The sequence below is a fragment of the Kribbella sp. NPDC050241 genome (assembly GCF_044459685.1).
Lineage (GTDB): Bacteria > Actinomycetota > Actinomycetes > Propionibacteriales > Kribbellaceae > Kribbella.
Window position 1 is genome coordinate 1,462,266 of the sequence record NZ_JBITJE010000001.1, and the last position, 17,013, is coordinate 1,479,278.

Sequence of the window (17,013 nt, forward strand, 5' to 3'; positions counted from 1 at the left end):
CGATCTCTGCCCCCGTCGACTCAGGCCTGGCACTGGCCTGGTCAGCGTCGCGGGATCATCCGGTGGCCGAACTTCGTGTGACCGTTGATAAAACGGGATATGACGACTCCCAAAACGATGCTCGCTGACGGCGACGGTGTCAACCTCTCCAGCGGCTCCTTGAGGCCGTTGTAACACATTCGCCCGCACTTACTGGAAAAACGAGGGAATTTCAGCGAGGTCACGTTACAGAGCCGTCTCGGCACTCCACGTGATCGTTACCCTGGGCAACTATTCGTCACTCAACCGGTACGACGACGGTTCCCTTTGCGCGCGTGATCACAAGCGGTTCCGGCAGCACCTCGGCCGCCGACTCCGACACGTCCGGCCGGCCGCGGCAGATCACCGACGCACTGAACTCGATCTCACGGCTGCGGTTCCCGACCCGGCTGATCGTCGCCGTCACCTCCACAACGTCACCGGCCCGCAACGGCTGCAGGAACTGCACATCGGAGTACGACGCGAACAAGCCCTCGTCGCCGTCGGCCTGGATGCACACCTCGGTCGCGACGTCGCCGAACAGTCCGAGCACGTACGCACCGTCGACGAGGTTGCCGGCGTAGTGCGCATGGCTGTAGGGCACATAGCGCCGATGCGTCGCACTCTGGCCGATAGTTGCCTTTGACACCTATGCACTCCTCTTCGCAGGGACTCGCTTCGTCACCAGTGCATCGACCAGGTAGCTGGCCACCTCGCCCGGTGTGGTGCCGCGACCGAAGACGCGGTCCACGCCGAGGTCGCCCGCCATCTGCTCGGTGAAACGGGGGCCGCCGGCAACCAGCACCGGCCGCGCGTCCTCGGCGTACGCCTCCCGGAACGCGGCCGACATCTCCTTGGTGTTCAGCACATGCGCCTCGCGCTGGGTGACCACCTGCGAGACCAGGATCGCGTCCGCCTTCTCCGCCCTGGCCCGCCGGACCAACTCCGGCACGGCGACCTGAGCGCCGAGGTTGACCACCTTCAGCTCGCGGTAGTACTCCAGCCCCTTCTCCCCCGCGAACCCCTTGATGTTCATGATCGCGTCGATGCCGACGGTGTGCGCGTCGGTGCCGATGCAGGCGCCGACCACAGTGAGCCGGCGGCGCAGGTTCTTCCGGATCGCGAGGTTCACCTCCTTCGGCGACAGCAGCGGGTAGTCGCGCTCGATCACCTCGACCTTGGACGTGTCGACGAGGTGGTTCACCGGTCCGTACACCACGAAGAAGGTGAAGTCCGGCCCCATCGCCTTGGCGTGCACGACCAGCGCCGGATCCATACCCATCTTGTTCGCGAGTTGTACGGCGGCTCCCTCGGCCCGCTTGTCGTGCGGGACCGGCAGGGTGAACGACAGCTGCACCATGCCGTCCCCGGTGGTGTCGCCGTACGGCCGGATGATGCTCACTGGTCCTCCTCCAACAGCTCGGTCGCCGGGTTGTAGTACTCCGGCGATCTGCGAGCGACGCCCTCGAGGCCGCGGCCGGCGTCCTGGGGGCGCTTCATCAGGCCGAAGGTGCCATCGCCGATCGCGTTCAGCAGGCCGTCGTCGACGATCTCCTCCAGCAGTTCGACCGACTCCCCCAGCACCTGCCGGGCGCGCTGAGCGATGAAACCGTCCGGAGCGGGACGGAAGTCCTCGTGAAGGTTGCCTGCGGCCCCCAACACGTAACGGACGTTCTGCAGCGCCAGGTCCCGGTCCGAGATCCACGGAGTCACCACGGCCTCGGTCATCATCCCGACCAGCAGGATGCCCTGGCCTGTCATCGCGCCGACCAGGTTGAAGAATCCGTCCAGCAGGTACCCACGGAACACGTCACCGGTCATGTGCCGCGTCGGCGGCATCCACTTCAGCGGCGCGTCCGGGAACAATTGCCGGGCCAGCATCGCGTGCGCCAGCTCGAGCCGGAACGAGTCCGGCAGATCCGGGTTGATCTCGAACGCGTGCCCGAGGCCGAGCTGCCAGTCCTGCAGGCCGGCCTCTTTGGCGAAATACTCGTTCAGCAGTTGCGAGACGGTCACCGTGTGCGCGGCCTCGACCGCGTCCGCGGTGGTCAGGTAGTTGTCCTCGCCGGTGTTGATGATGATCCCGGCCCGGGCGTGGATCTGCCGGCTGAACCGCTGGTCGACGAAGGTCCGGATCGGATTGATGTCGCGGAACAGGATCCCGTACATGGAGTCGTTCAGCATCATGTCGAGGCGCTGCAGTCCGGCCAGGGTTGCGATCTCCGGCATGCACAGTCCGGACGCGTAGTTCGTCAGCCGGATGTAGCGGCCGAGCTCCTTCGACGACTCGTCGAGGGCGGCTCGCATCAGCCGGAAGTTCTCCTGCGTCGCGTAGGTGCCCGCGAAGCCCTCGCGCGTCGCCCCTTCGGGCACGTAGTCGAGCAGCGACTGCCCGGTCGACCGGATCACCGCGATGATGTCAGCGCCGGCGCGAGCCGCCGCCTGCGCCTGCGGGATGTCCTCGTAGATGTCGCCGGTCGCAACGATGAGGTAGATCCACGGCCGCTGCTCGGGGTCACCGTGCCGCTTGATCAGCCGGTCCCGCTCCCGCCGCCGTCCGTCGATCCGTTTCATTCCGGCCGCGGCGGCCTTCCGCGCCGCGGCCTGTGCCCGTACGGCGTCCCGTCCCTCGGGCAACCGGAACGTCACCGAGCCGGATGCGGCCTTCTGCGCGAGGACGGCCAGGTCCTCCGCCTCGCCCCGGACCAGTGCATCCCACACGGGCAGCGCGAGTCCGTGCTCCAGGCCGACGTCCGCACGCACCGTGTCCGCGAGCCGGTTGACCCAGGGGATGCCTTCGGTGTCCGCGCCGGTCAGTCCGGCTAAGCGCAGTACAGCTCGCTCGACCGAGACCGTCGTGTGCTGCCGCGCCAGGTTGACGATCGGCCGGCCTGCCTTGCGGGCCAGGCTGCGAGCCTTCCGGACGGTGACCGGATCAAGGTCGAGCTTCTTCTCCGCACGCGTCACACCGACCATTACTGGGACCATCCTTCAGCTTCATAAACCACGCGGCCGCCGACGGCGGTCCGCAAGCACGTAGGCGTTCCCTCACTGAGGTCCGGCAGCACGGGCACACCGGCCCGCGGATCCGTGGACCAGGCAGCGACGCGCTCGTCCGGCGTCTGCACGACCAGGTCCGCGTCGCTCTGCCAGATCGCGTACGTCGCCGCTGTACCGGGCGCGAGGACACCGGCGTCGTCGATCCCGGCCGCCCGCCAGCCACCGCGAGTGTGGGCCTGGAACGCGGACCGCACGGTCATCCGCTCGGCCTTCTCGTGGTGGAACGCGGCCGCCCGCACGGCGTCCCAGCCTCCAAGCTCGGTCACCGGCGAGTCCGAACCGAACGCCAGTACGACGCCCGCCCGCGCCAGCGAACCGAACGGGTTCATCCCCCGCCACCGCTCGCCTACCCGCTCGGCGTACATTCCGTCCGGGCCGCCCCACAACGCGTCGAACATCGGCTGGACGCTGGCGACCACTCCGCACTGCGCGAGGATTGCGATCGCGGCCTCGTCGACCATCTCGACATGCTCGAGCCGATGCCGCGCGGCCACCAGCGCCTGGACGCCGACCTTCTCGGCGGCCAACTGGAAGCCGCGGACGATGTTGTCGAGCGCCTGGTCGCCGATGCAGTGGAAGCCGGCCTGCACATTCCGCTCGGTGCACGCGATCACGTGCTCGGCGATCTGCTCCGGCGTCAGGTAGGCGTGACCGCGGTGGTCCGCGCGGTCGGCGTACGCCTCCCGCAACGCAGCTGTCCGCGAGCCGAGGGCGCCGTCCGCGTTCAGGTCCCCCGCAAGACCCGCCAGGTTGTACGTCGCGATGTGCTCGAAGACGCCGGGCTCACCCCAGTACAGCGTTGCCGACAGACCGAGCTGGTCTGCGACCTCGCGTACGAGCGGAAGCTCCCACAGCGGGCCGATGTGTGGGGCGGCCATCTCGTGGAACGCCCCGATCCCCTTCGACGCCATCGCCGTCAGCGCGGCCTCGATGTCCTTGCGCCGCTGGTCCGGCCCGATCAGTTCACTGAGTGCGTCACGGACCGCGTGATGCGCGTCGCGCTCGACCCGGCCGGTGGCGTCGTACCCGTCGCCTGTTGCCGCGGGCACCAATGCCGACGAGATCACGCCGGAGTGACCGTCGATGCGGGACAGATACACCCGGCGGCCCGCGGCGGCCCGGTCCAGCTCCTCGGCCGTCGGCGGGCGACCCTCGGGCCACTTCGTCTCGTCCCAGCCGGCCCCGTCGATCACTGCGTCCGCCGGAAGATCCGCGGCGAAGGCGGCGAGGCGGTCGAGGGCTTCGGTCAGCGAGGTGGTGCCGGCGAGGTCCAGCCCGGTCAGCAGTGCGCCGGTCTGGGCGGTGTGGACGTGGGCGTCGACGAAGGACGGCGTGACCAGCTTGCCGTCGAGGTCGATCACCTCGTCGGCGCCGTCGGCGTACGAGCCCGCGCCGGTGTCGTCACCGAGCCAGGTCACCACGCCGTCGTCGAAGGCGATCGCGGTGGCATGCGGGTCGGCGGGTGAGTAGACGGAACCGTTCGTCAGAAGTGTGCGCACGAACTAATCCTCCGCCAGCCTGCTCTCGAACAGACCCCGGACACCCGGTTCGGTCCGCAAGAGCTCCAGCGCGTAGTCGGCATGCCCGGGCACGTAGCCGTTGCCGACGAGCATCGTGACGTCCGCGGCCAGGCCCTCCGCACCCAGCGCGGCAGCGGAGAACGACGTCGCCATGGAGAAGAAGATCACCGTGCCACGAGCCGCCGTCGACAAGACGGCGCCGTGCTCGCAGCCCGGTACGTCGACGCAGACGACGGTGATGTCCGCCGGTCCCCCGGCCTCCTCGACGGCTGTGGCCAGGGCCACCGGGTCCCGCGCGTCGGCCAGCGCGACGGCATCGGCCAGACCCGCGGCGGTCAGCCGGTCCTTCTCGGATTCGACGGGCACGATCCCGATGGTGCGCGCTGCGCCGGCCTGCCGTGCGGCGGCCAGCGAGAGCGATCCACTTTTGCCTGCGCCGCCAATTACTGACACGACAGGCTTTGTGCCTTTGTCGACATACTCGCGGACCACGCGGGCGGTCAGGGCGGGCGCTCCGCAGACGTCCATGACGGCCAGCGAAAGCTCGGGTTTCAGGTCGTCAGGCAGCTTCGCGACGATCGACCGGGCGAACAGGATCGCGTGTCCCTGCGCCGGGACCTGCTCGCTCCTGCCGTCCCAGCTCGCAAGCTCGTCGGTGATCTGCAGCGGGGTGAGCGTCAGGGAGACGAGCGTGGCGACCCGGTCGCCCTTGCGCACGCCGAGCGGCGACTCCGGGCCGGCCTCGTCGACCACGCCGACCAGCATTCCGCCGGAGCCGGTGACCGGGTTCTGCATCTTGCCTCGGGCCCCGATGATGTCGAGCACGGCGCGGCGGATCGCCGTACCGTCGCCGCCGTGCGCTTCGGCCAACTGGCGGTACGACGCGGCGTCGAGATTCAGCCGCTCGACCGCGATCCGCACCTCGTCAGGCCAGATCTCAGGGCGTGCGTCGAGCTTGTCCGCCGCCTGCGGCAACACGCCGGACGGCGCGAGTACGCGGTGCAGTCCTACCGGGCTCGACGACACGGGGCCTCCTTGAGAGATCAGGCAAAATACTACTCAAACCAGCTCTTGACGAGAATTCTTGCGGCGTACTGTTGTATTGAAGGGAAGTTCTATCGCTATCCTCACATGAGACCGCACTACCCCTGAAGCCCCCCGGAGGACTTGTGACCGACCTGATCAGCCCGGAGCTGGGCGTCCCGGAGCCCAGCGAGCGCGATCTCGCGGGCCAGCCGTACGCGTACCGTCGGGCCGAGCTGGTGGAGCCGGACTGGACCCGGCTGCCCGGCTGGAAGGACGTGACGGCCGAGGAGTGGAGGTCGGTGCAGTGGCAGCGGGCGCACTGTGTGAAGAACGTCAAGCAACTGCGCGGCGTGATGGGCGACCTGCTCGAGGAGCGGTTGTACGAGGACCTGACCCGGGACCAGGCCGAGCGCGCCACCATGTCGATGCTGCTACCGCCGCAGATGCTGAACACGATCGTGCCGGCCGGAGCCTCCGACTACACCGAGGCGTTCTACGCCGATCCGGTCCGGCGCTACATGCTGCCGGTGTTCAGTGACCGCCGTACCGACTGGCCGTCGCATCCGCACGCGACCCGGGACTCGTTGCACGAGCACGAGATGTGGGCCACAGAGGGGTTGACCCACCGCTACCCGACCAAGGTCCTTGCGGAGATCCTGCCGACGTGCCCGCAGTACTGCGGTCACTGCACCCGGATGGACCTGGTCGGCAACTCGACCCCGGTCATCGACAAGCTGAAGTTCACCACGAAGCCGCAGACCCGTCTCGACGACATGCTCGACTACCTGCGGCGTACGCCGGGTGTCCGGGACGTCGTCGTGTCCGGTGGCGACGTGGCGAACATGCCGTGGCCGCGGCTGGAGTCGTTCCTCACCAGCCTGCTCGAGATCGAGAACATCCGCGATATCCGGCTGGCAACGAAGGCCCTGATGGGCATGCCGCAGCACTGGCTGTCGGACGATGTCCGGGCCGGCGTCGAGCGGGTGGCGTCGATCGCGCGGCAGCGCGGCGTCATGATCGCCATGCACACGCACGTGAACGCGGCCCAGTCGGTGACGCCTTTGGTGGCCGAGGCAACGAAGGCGATGTTCGAGGCGGGTCTGCGCGACGTCCGGAACCAGGGCGTGCTGATGCGCGGCGTGAACGACTCGGTGCCGCAGCTGCTCGACCTGTGCTTCGCGCTGCTCGACGGCGCGACCATCACGCCGTACTACTTCTACATGTGCGACATGATCCCGTTCTCGGAGCACTGGCGGGTCTCGGTCCGCGACGCGCAGCACCTGCAGCACGGCATCCTCGGCTACCTCCCCGGCTTCGCCACCCCACGCATCGTCTGCGACGTCCCGTACGTCGGCAAGCGGTGGGTGCACCAGTTGTCGGAGTACGACGAGGTCCGCGGCATCTCGTACTGGAAGAAGAACTACCGCACCGGCATCGAGCACCAGGATCCCGAGGCGCTCAACCGCACCTACGAGTACTACGACCCGATCAACACCCTTCCGGCCGAGGGCCAGGACTGGTGGCGGCAGCACGCCGGCACCTCCCTCGCCGAAGCCGAGAAGCACGCCGCCGCCTCCCGCGCCGCCGCCGAGTCGCAGAAGCTCTTGCAGATCAACTGACACCCGATCCCGCCTTCGGTGCCACCAATGCAGGGGGTGGCACCGGGGGCGTCCTGCAACTTTCCTGCAACCGACCCGGTCTCGGGCCGGTGTTGCACTGCTCAACCGCTAGCATCTGGGGTCGTCAATCGTCCGGCATGTCTGGGGCATGCCGCGATCTCGGGAGTGCGTGTGCGGGTCATCCGCTCAATTCTTGGTGTCCTGATCGCCCTGCTCGGTCTGATCGTTGCCGTCGCCGGAGGCGCAGCCGCCTTCTGGCTCGTCGGCCCGGACAACACGGTCCACGCCGGTGAACAGCATCTGACCAGCAAGGGTCTGGCCATCGTCAGTGCTCCGACGATGCTCGACCGGCACGGTCCCGTCCTGCACGTGGACGTCCGCTCGACGGCCGGCAAGCCGGTCTTCGTCGGTGTCGCCCGCGGGTTCGACACCGCCAGCTATCTCAAGAACATCGCTCATACCGAACTGGTGCAGGTGGAGTACCCGGCCACGCTCAAGACCGAGGAGGTCAAGGGCACCGCGGGTCCCCTCGCGGCGCCCGGCACTCTCGACTGGTGGGTCGCGAAGGCAACAGGGCCCGGCACTCAGAAGCTGGCCTGGAAGATCGAGGACGGCCCGTACTCCGTGGTGATCATGAGCGCTGACGGGAAGACCGCACCCGACGTACAGGCCGATCTGGGCATCGAGATCCCGAACGCCTTCGTCACTTGCCTGATCGTGTTCCTGAGCGGTCTGGTGCTGCTTGCCCTGGGCATCTTCATGGTGCTGTTCCGGCGCCGTCGTACGTCCACACCCGCTCCGCCCGTCACCGCGCAGGGTGAGGCCGAGGCGCCTGCGCCGCGGCAGCCCAGTCAGGTAGGACCCGTCCGCAGAGTGGCGGCGGTCACCGGGGTGCTGGCGTTGGTGAGCGGCTGCTCCGCGATCCCTCAGACCAACACTGTCGACGCTCTGACTCGGCCGGCGATCACCAGCGAGACGGCGGCCGCCGTCATCAAGCACTACAACGAGGTCAACAACGCGGCCAACAAGCGCCGTGACGACAGGCTGATCGCGACCGTCGAGGGCGGCAACCTGGTGCGCGAGAGCCAGGCCGGCTACGCGATCGACCGCGCCCTCGACAAGGCCGGCAAGGACGTCAGCAAGCCCTTCACCTACACCAAGCCTGTGGTCGGCGCGCCCGAGTACGGCGGTTACCCGATGCGGTTCGTCGCGACGGCAGGCATCTCCGACACCAAGGACTACCGGCAACTCGGCGTCTGGGAACGCAAGACCGCGGGCAGCCCGTGGCTCCTCACCTTCGCGGCGGCTCCGAAGACCACGGTCAAGCTGCCGGATCTGGCCGGTGTGCGGCCGATCACCGCTGCCGACTCGGCGAAGCTGATCGCCGCGCCACCGGCGGCCGTGAAGGCTCTGACGGAGTACCTGAACGCCGGAGCCAAGTCACCGCGGGCTGCGTCGTTCGCTCCAAACGCCGACATCAGCGCGGTGCTGAAGGACATCTCCGACGACAAGGCGCGGGCGGTCAAACAGCCGCAGATCTATCACGCGATCAGCTACACCTTCAGCAGCACCGAAGCACCGGTCGCCTTCCAGACCACGTCGGGCTCGGCCCTGGTCTTCATGACGCTCACCGAGCACTACGTGCTCCAGGTCGGCCAGGGCTACAACTTCAACTGGGCCTCCGGGGCCTCGATCGCCTTCAGCCCGCCGACGGCGAAGTACTACAACGCCCTCACCAGCGAGAGCATGCACGACGTCGCCGTCCTGATCCCGCCGAAGGGCAAGGGCAAGATGCGGATCCTCTCGCACGAGTCCCAACTCCTCACCGCCGGCGGCTACTAGCCCCTCGCGGGCTCGGTTCCTTGCCGTGACCGTGAACACCTTCTGGGGACCGTGAACAGGTTATTCCGTGTCCGCGGTCCCCAAACCCTGTCCACGGTCCGCTGGCGGCCCACTCCCGGCGATCAGCGCGGGGAGGTCGGTGAAGGAGGTGATCGTCGGGCCGGTCCAGGACGGGGCGCTGTCGGCGTGCTCGGTGGTCCGGATCGCGTACATGCCGAGCGCAGCAGCCGCTGGGAGTTCGCCGTACCCACCGTCGCCGACGTACACGCACTCGCCGGGCTCGACCTCCAGCGCGTGACAGGCCGTCAGATACATCTTCGGATCCGGCTTCACAGCGCCCACCTCGGCCGAGAACGCGGTCACCTCGAAGTACGACGCGAGCGGACCGTCGGCCCACTCGAGCGGCGTCTCCGCAGTCGCGTCACTGACCAGCCCGATCCGCCACCCAGCCCCCTTCAGTCCACCCAACGTCCTGACGGTCCCCTCCGGCACCGCATGCAGCAACCGCCGCACGTACCTTCGCCGCAATTCCGTTGCCTCTCGCACCTGTTCCTCACCAGGCGCACCTCCACACCGCCCCGCTACCACCCGCAGCGTGTTTCCCACATCGCCGTACGCCCCGGTGAACCGCTCGTACGCCACCGCCTCCAGCTCCCGCCCGAACGCCTCCCCCTCAACCCCCAGCACCCCCGCAACCCCAAGATCCTCCGCCTCCCGATCAGCAACCAACGTGCTGAACAGATCGACCAGGAGAGCCCGACGCGTGCCCCGCGACCTATCCCCGTGATCCGACCTGACGGTTCTCACGCCGGCCTCGAGTTCGTCTGACCGATCAGCTCCCGAAGCTCCGCGAACGTGGTGACCGTCGGCCCGGACCACGATGGGTCGCTGTCAGAATGCTCAGTCGTCCGAATCACGTACATGCCGAGTTCCGCGGCCGCACGTAGTTCGTTGTCTCGCCCGTCGCCGACGTAGATGCACTCGGCCGGTTCGACGTCGAGCGCGGCGCAGGCGGTCAAGTAGATCTCTGGCTCCGGCTTGGCGGCACCGACCTCGGCGGAGAACGCCGTGGCCTCGAAATACGGCTCGAGGGGGCAGCCGGCCCACTGCAGCTGAGTCTCTGCCGTCACGTTACTGACCAACCCGATCCGCCATCCGGCTGCTGTGAATTCGGCCAAGGTCCTCAGCGTGTCGTCAGGCACCGCCATCAAGAGCTTCCGGGACAGCGCCTGCCGCAGGTTCGTTGCCTCCCGCACTTGAGGGTCCGTCGGCGCGGCGCCACACCTGGCTGCGATCACCCGGAGCGTGCTAGGCAGGTCGCCGTACGCCCCGGTGAACCGCTCGTACGCCGTCGCATCGAACTCGCTCGCGAAGGCGCCGGCCTCGACTCCCAGCACGTCGGCAATCTCCCGATGCACCAGCCCCCGCTCACCGTCCCCACCAGGCACCAGAGTGCTGAACAGATCCAGTAAGAGAATGTGCCGCACAGCGGCACCCTACGACAGCCCGCCTACGAGCTACTGCCCGGCAGCAGCGTCGCACCGGTGCTGTGGGCCGAGTGTGCGCAGCAGGTCCAGGGTGTCGGCGTGGCCCGGTGGCGGGGTGAAGACTCGTAGTCGCTGGTCTGCGGCGGGTGTCGCCAGTACCTCGCAGTCGAACTCGATCCTGCCGAGGTCCGGATGGTTCAGCCGGTACGGATGTGATCTGCGTACGGCGACCTCGTGCCGGTCCCAGAGTGCCGCGAACTCGGGGCTGGCGGCGCGGAGTCGCGTGACTAGGGTGCGGGAGGCTTCGTCGTTCCCGCGGCGGGCCGCTGCGGCGCGCAGATCCGCGACCAACTGCCGGGCCTGCTCTTCGCGCTCCTCGGCCGCGAAGTGACTTCGCACGTCGGGCTCGGTGAACCAGCGCAGCACGATGTTGCGGTCCTCGTGGGCCACGTCGCACACGCACCCGAACAACGCCAGCGCCATATCGTTCTGCGCCAGCAGGTCGCCGAGGTCGCTCAAGACCTGGACCGGAACGCTGTCCAGCCGGTCGAGGATGTAGAGCATGCTCGGCGCGAGGTACTCCCCGGCCCGTGCTCCCTCCGGCGGCTGCTGCCCAGCGAGCAGGTATAGATGGTCCCGCTCATCGGCCGTCAGCCGCAGCGCGCGGGCCAGCGCGGCCAGCATCTGAACCGAGGGCTGCGGGCTCCTGCCCTGCTCCAGCCGCATGAGGTAGTCGGCCGACATGCCCGCCAACTGCGAGACCTCCTCGCGGCGGAGTCCCGGCGTACGACGCCTCGGTCCCTCGACCAGCCCCACGTCGCGCGGAGACAGCCGCTCCCGGGACCGGCGCAGGAAGTCGGCGAGGTCGTCGCGGTGCATCCCCATAGCGACAGTGATACCACCGTTCGCCCAACGCATCCTCGGACCGCTGATCCTAGGCAAACCGCTCCTCTCCCGAGCCGCCGACGGCGGATGCATAGTCGACGCCTGTCCGGTCCTAACGAGGAAGGCTGTTTCATGAAGGAATCCGTACTGGAAGTCCCCGGCGCCCGACTGCACCACTTCGTCCGTGGTTCAGGCCCCCTGCTCGTCCTCATCTCCGGAGGTCATGGGGACGCCGGCGCGACCGAAGCGCTCGCAACCCACCTGTCCGACAGGTACACCGTCCTCACCTACGCCCGCCGAGGCCTGTCCGGTAGCACCACCGACACCCCCGCGCTGACGCTGGCCACGCACGCCGACGACCTGTCCCTCCTGCTCGCCACCGTCACCACAGAACCGGCGTACGTCTATGGCAGCAGCTTCGGCGGCCTGATCGCGCTGGAACTCACCACCAGGCATCCCGATCAGGTCGGCGTGGTCGTCGCCCATGAAGCCCCCGTCACCCAACTGCTACCGGCCGCGGAGCGCGCCGCCGCCATCCAGGACTTCCTCACAGTCGAGGAAATCTTCACAACGAAAGGGGTCGCTCCTGCCCTCCGCTGGTTCGCGAAGTTCCTCGACATCGACCCGACCGACCGCGAACCCGACAACCCCCTGCGGACCCCCGGCCCCGACCATTTCCCGAACGCAGCGGTGCTCCTGACCCACGACACCCCAGCCATTCGCGCCTACACCGTCAATCTCACCGACCTCAAGAACTCCCCCGCCCGCGTGGTCCCCGCAGCCGGCCAGGACTCGACCCACATCTGGCCGAACAAGTGCGCCAGACTCCTCGCCGAACACCTCGGAGTCCCCTGCGAGCCGTTCCCGGGCGCTCACAACGCCTACACCTTCCACCCCCGAGCCACCGCGGAGCGACTCCACCAGGTCCTCACCCAGCAGGCGGCGGAGATGGGTCAGAGGGCTGGGGGGCGGCGTTCGTAGGGGGTGCTGAGGACGATGGTGGTTGTGGTGGAGACATTGGCTCGGCCCCGGATGGTGGCCAGGAGGTTTTCGAGGGCGACCGGGGAGGCGACCCGGACGACGAGGATGTAGCTGGAGTCGCCGGCGACGGAGTAGCAGGACTCGATCTCGGCGACGTCGCGGAGGCGTTCGGGTGAGTCGTCGGGCTGGGACGGGTCGATCGGGCGGATCGAGATCAGCGCGGTCAGCGGCAGGTCGAGCGCGGTGTGGTCGACGGTGGCGGCGTACCCCTGGATGATGCCGCGTTGCTCGAGCCGCTTGACCCGCTGGTGCACCGCCGACGTGGACAGGCCGGTCGCCTTGCCGAGGTCGGTGAAGCTCATCCTGCCGTCACTGGCAAGCAGCCCGACGATCTTGCGGTCCAGGTCCTCCATCCTGGAGACCCTACTGCCGCGGCACCCTGGCATGAAAGCATCGCCCCATGGCTGAGACGACCCAGCGGCTGATGCTGCTCGATACCGCGTCGCTGTACTTTCGCGCCTTCTTCGGCGTCCCCGACACGATGAAGGCTGCCGACGGTACGCCGACCAACGCGGTCCGTGGGCTGCTCGACTTCATCGCGCGGCTGGCCGAGAACCACCGGCCGACCCACCTGGTGGCGTGCTGGGACGACAACTGGCGACCGTCCTGGCGAGTCGCGCTGATCCCGTCGTACAAGGCGCAGCGGGTCGAGTTCGTGACGCCGAAGGGCGAGCAGGTCGAGGACGTACCGGACCGGCTCGAGGTCCAGGTGCCGTACATCCGCGCCTGCCTGGAGGCCCTCGGCATCGCCATCGTCGGCGCGGCCGATCACGAGGCGGACGACGTGATCGGCACACTCTCGCACCAGGCGACTATGCCGGTCGACGTCGTCACCGGCGACCGCGACCTGTTCCAGCTGATCGACGACAGCCGCGGCATCCGGATCGTCTACACCGCCGCGCGCGGAGTCGGCCGGGCCGACGTGTACGACGAGAAGGCGCTGCTCGCCAAGTACGACGTCCCCGCGAACCGGTACGCCGACTTCGCGACGCTCCGCGGTGACGCCTCCGACGGTCTGCCCGGCGTCAAGGGCATCGGTGAGAAGACAGCAGCCTCCCTGGTCACGGCGTACGGCGATCTGGACGCGATCCGGGCCGCGGCCGCGGATCCGAGTACGCCGATGTCGCCGTCGGTGAAGCGCAAGATCCTCGAGGCGAGCGACTACCTCGACGTCGCGCCGAAGGTGGTCGCGGTGGCCAAGGACGCGCCGGTCGGCACGTTCGACGCAACCATCCCGAGCGAGGTGGAGGACCCAGAACGATGGCTCGACCTGGTCGAACTGCTCGAGCTGGGCGGCAGCGCCCAGCGGGTCATGAACGCACTGAACCTGGGACCGAAGGCATGACCCGGACTGTCGAGCTGGCGGAGCAGTTCCGCGACGAGATCGTCGCCCTCCGCCGGGCGCTGCACCAGGTGCCGGAGTACGACCTCGAACTGCCGAAGACCCAGCAACTCATCCTCGACGCGCTCGCCGGCCTGCCGCTGGAGATCACGCTCGGCAAGGAGCTGTCCTCGGTGACCGCCGTACTGCGCGGCGGAGGCGGTCCCGGGCCGGTCGTCCTGCTCCGCGGCGACATGGACGCGCTGCCGGTGAGCGAGCGGGTCGACGTCCCGTACGTGTCCCAGCATCCCGGGATGATGCATGCCTGCGGCCACGATCTCCACGTCGCCGGGTTAATCGGCGCCGCGAAGATCCTGTCGGCGATGCAGGCTGAGCTCGCCGGTGACGTGGTGTTCATGTTCCAGCCGGGCGAGGAGACCACTGGCGGGGCGCCGATCATGATCCGCGAGGGCGTGCTCGAGGCGGCCGGCCGACGTGCGGACGCGGCGTACGGACTGCATGTCGGGTCCGCAGGACAACCGCGCGGGATGTGGAGCAGCCGTCCGGGCTCGTTCATGGCGGCGGCCGACCAGCTGAACGTCCGCGTCGTGGGTGCGGGAACGCACGGGTCGACGCCGTACCGCGGCAAGGACCCGATCCCGGTGCTCTGCGAGATCGTGACCGCTCTGCAGACGATGATCACGCGTCAGTTCGATGTGTTCGACCCGGTCGTGCTCACGGTCGGACGGATCGCGGGCGGCACGAAGGAGAACATCATCCCGGACGACGCGTTCTTCGACGCGACCGTCCGGACGTTCTCCGAAGAAGCCCGGGCGAAGGTGCAGCAGGCGTCGATCCAACTGGTCGAGGCGATGGCCTCGGCGCACGGACTGGTCGCCAAGGCCGAGTACCGGATCGGCTACCCGGTGACAGTCAACAACGTCGAGGAGTATCAGTTCGCCCGCGACGTCATCGTCGACGTCTTCGGCCCCGACCGCTTCCGCGAACGCGCCAACCCTCGCTGTGGCGCCGAGGACATGTCCTATGTCCTCAACGAGGTCCCCGGCGTCTACCTCAACCTCAGCGCCTGCCGGTCCGCCGACCCCGACGCGGCCGCCGACAACCACTCGCCCTTGGCCGACTTCGACGACTCCGTCCTCCCCGACGGAGCCGCCCTCCTGGCCGAACTCGCCGTACGCCGCCTCGCCCGATGATCAACGCGACGAGGAACTTCGTGGAGGTGCCCGACGGCTACCTCTACTACGAGCAGCACGGCCAAGGCCCGGATGTCGTGCTCCTGAACGGCGGCCTGGCCGACGTCCGGATGTGGGATTCGACGGTGGCATGGCTGTCGGAGACGGCGCGAGTCACTACCTGGGACTACCGGGACAACGGGCTCTCGTCACCGTCGTACGCGGCGTACAGCGAGATCGACGACCTGGCAGCGGTCCTGGATGCGGCGGGCGTTGAGCGTGCGGTGCTGATCGGCTCCTCCGATGGTGCCCGGCGGGCGTTGGGGTTCGCGCACCGGTATCCCGACCGAGTCCGCCGGGTGTGCGCGGTGGCCGGATCGTTCGGGGAGTTCCCGGACGCAAGCCCGGCGGAGGCGGCGGCTCGCGTGGTGATGCGGGCACACTTCACCCGTCTCGAGGAGATCCTGGCCGTTGACGGCATCCCGACTGCCGCGGCGTACGACGTCGGCGGCTGGTGCCCGATGGTGAACAACGCCGACCGCCGCCTGCTGATCGGCCTGGCGATCGCCAACTCCCGCGTGCTGACGATGCCCGTCCATCACGGCGAGGAGCTCGATCCCCCGATCAAGACCCGGTTCGCCGAGCTCAAGCCGCCATTGTCCGTACTCGTCGGTGGCCGCGACTTCCAGGGCACCCAACTCTGGGCCCGACGCCTGGCCGACGAGGCCCCGAACACCGAGCTCGAGGTGCTGCCGGGCGCGGATCACATGCCGATGTTCTCCGCGCCCGGCGAGTTCCGGGAGTTCCTCACGCGTTCTCTGTCCGGCTGACGAGTTCGCCCGGACCAACTCGGTCGCGGCGCAACGCGAGTGCGGTGAGCCCGATCCCGAGCACGGTGGTGATGGCGGCGACCAGGTAGATCGCGGGGAGCCCGGGGCCGGCGATGATCCGGCCGCCGAGCCATCCGGCACATGCTGCCGCGAGTTGGTACGCCGAGGCGTTGACGGCGATCGCCAAGGTCGGGGCAGCCGCGGCCGTGCTCAGGACGCGGCTCTGCATGCCGGGGATCACGGAGAAGCCGACGGCTCCGGCAGCGAACACCAGCAAGCCGGTGACCACCGGCGTCGGACTGACCCGCAGCGCGATGAGCAGGACGACGAGCACACTCAGGGCGCTGAGCTGGGAAGGCAACAACGCCCGGTCCGCCAGCCGGCCGCCGAGCAGGTTGCCGATCGTTGCTCCGACACCGTAGATCAGCAGCATCGGAGCGACCGCGCCTGCGGCGAACGAACCAGGTCCGGTCAGCAACGGCGCGAGATACGTGAACACCATGAGCAGACCGATGTTCGCGACCGCGGTGGTGGTGATCGCAAGCAGCAGGTCGCGATCGCGGAAGACGGCGAACTCCCCCAGCGCCCGGGTACGCGTGCCGGCCTGGTTGCCTGGCACGAAGCGGGCGACCAGGAGTAGCCCGACGGCGCAGCACGCGGTGATCGCACCGAACGTCGCGCGCCAGCCGAACGCCTCGCCGATCCAGGTGCCGAGCGGTGCGCCGAGGATCATGGCCAGATTCATGCCGAAGACAAACTTCGCGACGGTCGCCCCCTGCTTGCCCGCCGGCGCGGACGAAATCACGATGACGATCGCGTTCGCGAAGAACGTCGACGTCACCAGCGCGGTCACGATCCGCGCCGCGAACAGGACCTCGTACCCGGGCGCCAGAGCCGACAGCAGGTTGCCGGCCACGGCGACGACCAGCAGAGCCAGCACCAGTCGCTTGCGTGGACGGCCGGCGGTGATTGCTGTCAGCAACGGTCCGCCGATGATCATGCCGAGTGCGTACGCCGTCACCAGCAGGCCGGCCGCGGGGATCGAGACCTCCAGATCGCCGGCGACCGCGGGCAGGATCCCAGCGAGCACGAACTCGCCGGTGGTGACGCCGAAGACGCAGACCATCAACGCCAGCAGTGTGCCTCTCATGATCTCCTCACGAATACATTG

At 68.4% G+C, this 17,013-nt stretch carries 16 protein-coding genes; 6 read left to right on the plus strand and 10 right to left on the minus strand.

Annotation, left to right across the window (positions count from 1 at the left end):
• Positions 1-277: 277 nt before the first annotated feature.
• From ACIBG5_RS06955 to ACIBG5_RS06975, 5 genes are read right to left on the minus strand one after another with little or no spacing between them, the layout of a single operon-like run.
• On the minus strand, positions 278-667 hold the full coding sequence (locus ACIBG5_RS06955) for a hotdog domain-containing protein (RefSeq protein ID WP_396390564.1): 390 nt from the start codon (positions 665-667) through the stop codon (positions 278-280).
• The gene (locus tag ACIBG5_RS06960) at positions 668-1,420 is read right to left on the minus strand and encodes an OAM dimerization domain-containing protein (RefSeq protein WP_360457889.1); all 753 of its coding nucleotides are present in this window, start codon (positions 1,418-1,420) and stop codon (positions 668-670) included.
• Positions 1,417-2,994 (minus strand): lysine 5,6-aminomutase subunit alpha, encoded by a 1,578-nt coding sequence (locus tag ACIBG5_RS06965; protein WP_396390567.1) that lies wholly within the window; start codon positions 2,992-2,994, stop codon positions 1,417-1,419. Before ACIBG5_RS06965 ends, ACIBG5_RS06960 begins: the two co-directional genes overlap by 4 nt.
• Positions 2,994-4,577: an amidohydrolase gene (locus tag ACIBG5_RS06970; RefSeq protein ID WP_396390568.1), complete on the minus strand. Its 1,584-nt coding sequence runs from the start codon at positions 4,575-4,577 to the stop codon at positions 2,994-2,996. The genes ACIBG5_RS06965 and ACIBG5_RS06970 overlap by 1 nt, the downstream gene beginning before the upstream one ends.
• Before the next feature lie 3 nt (positions 4,578-4,580).
• The gene (locus ACIBG5_RS06975; protein ID WP_396390569.1) at positions 4,581-5,624 is read right to left on the minus strand and encodes an L-erythro-3,5-diaminohexanoate dehydrogenase; all 1,044 of its coding nucleotides are present in this window, start codon (positions 5,622-5,624) and stop codon (positions 4,581-4,583) included.
• Positions 5,625-5,767: 143 nt separating this feature from the next.
• On the opposite strand from ACIBG5_RS06975, the gene ACIBG5_RS06980 reads away from it, so the two are divergent.
• On the plus strand, positions 5,768-7,243 hold the full coding sequence (locus tag ACIBG5_RS06980; RefSeq protein ID WP_396390570.1) for a KamA family radical SAM protein: 1,476 nt from the start codon (positions 5,768-5,770) through the stop codon (positions 7,241-7,243).
• Positions 7,244-7,414: 171 nt separating this feature from the next.
• Complete coding sequence (locus ACIBG5_RS06985; protein ID WP_396390571.1) at positions 7,415-9,085, plus strand: hypothetical protein; 1,671 nt, start codon at positions 7,415-7,417, stop codon at positions 9,083-9,085.
• Positions 9,086-9,145: 60 nt separating this feature from the next.
• On the opposite strand, the gene ACIBG5_RS06990 is transcribed toward ACIBG5_RS06985, so the two are convergent.
• Genes ACIBG5_RS06990 through ACIBG5_RS07000 form a run of 3 tightly spaced genes read right to left on the minus strand, consistent with a single transcriptional unit; the run spans position 9,146 to position 11,457 of the window.
• The gene (locus ACIBG5_RS06990) at positions 9,146-9,964 is read right to left on the minus strand and encodes an HAD family hydrolase (protein WP_396390572.1); all 819 of its coding nucleotides are present in this window, start codon (positions 9,962-9,964) and stop codon (positions 9,146-9,148) included.
• Complete coding sequence (locus tag ACIBG5_RS06995; protein ID WP_396390574.1) at positions 9,889-10,572, minus strand: HAD family hydrolase; 684 nt, start codon at positions 10,570-10,572, stop codon at positions 9,889-9,891. Before ACIBG5_RS06995 ends, ACIBG5_RS06990 begins: the two co-directional genes overlap by 76 nt.
• Before the next feature lie 30 nt (positions 10,573-10,602).
• The gene (locus ACIBG5_RS07000; RefSeq protein WP_396390575.1) at positions 10,603-11,457 is read right to left on the minus strand and encodes a helix-turn-helix transcriptional regulator; all 855 of its coding nucleotides are present in this window, start codon (positions 11,455-11,457) and stop codon (positions 10,603-10,605) included.
• Between the two features lie 132 nt (positions 11,458-11,589).
• On the opposite strand from ACIBG5_RS07000, the gene ACIBG5_RS07005 reads away from it, so the two are divergent.
• Entirely contained in the window at positions 11,590-12,438 is an 849-nt protein-coding gene (locus ACIBG5_RS07005) for an alpha/beta fold hydrolase (protein ID WP_396390577.1), read from the plus strand.
• On the opposite strand, the gene ACIBG5_RS07010 is transcribed toward ACIBG5_RS07005, so the two are convergent.
• On the minus strand, positions 12,411-12,851 hold the full coding sequence (locus ACIBG5_RS07010; protein WP_396390578.1) for an Lrp/AsnC family transcriptional regulator: 441 nt from the start codon (positions 12,849-12,851) through the stop codon (positions 12,411-12,413). The genes ACIBG5_RS07005 and ACIBG5_RS07010 overlap by 28 nt on opposite strands.
• Positions 12,852-12,922: 71 nt before the next feature.
• On the opposite strand from ACIBG5_RS07010, the gene ACIBG5_RS07015 reads away from it, so the two are divergent.
• The 3 genes from ACIBG5_RS07015 to ACIBG5_RS07025 are packed head-to-tail and all read left to right on the plus strand — an operon-like array spanning position 12,923 to position 15,842.
• The gene (locus ACIBG5_RS07015) at positions 12,923-13,843 is read left to right on the plus strand and encodes a 5'-3' exonuclease H3TH domain-containing protein (protein WP_396390768.1); all 921 of its coding nucleotides are present in this window, start codon (positions 12,923-12,925) and stop codon (positions 13,841-13,843) included.
• Positions 13,840-15,033 carry a M20 family metallopeptidase gene (locus tag ACIBG5_RS07020; RefSeq protein WP_396390580.1) on the plus strand — a complete coding sequence of 398 codons (1,194 nt, stop codon included), beginning with the start codon at positions 13,840-13,842 and terminating at the stop codon, positions 15,031-15,033. Before ACIBG5_RS07015 ends, ACIBG5_RS07020 begins: the two co-directional genes overlap by 4 nt.
• Complete coding sequence (locus ACIBG5_RS07025; RefSeq protein ID WP_396390582.1) at positions 15,030-15,842, plus strand: alpha/beta fold hydrolase; 813 nt, start codon at positions 15,030-15,032, stop codon at positions 15,840-15,842. Before ACIBG5_RS07020 ends, ACIBG5_RS07025 begins: the two co-directional genes overlap by 4 nt.
• Here ACIBG5_RS07025 and ACIBG5_RS07030 read toward each other — a convergent pair.
• A complete protein-coding gene (locus ACIBG5_RS07030) occupies positions 15,820-16,992 on the minus strand; it encodes an MFS transporter (RefSeq protein ID WP_396390584.1) in 1,173 nt (390 codons plus the stop codon). The two genes, ACIBG5_RS07025 and ACIBG5_RS07030, sit on opposite strands and share 23 nt — an antisense overlap.
• Positions 16,993-17,013 lie beyond the last annotated feature (21 nt).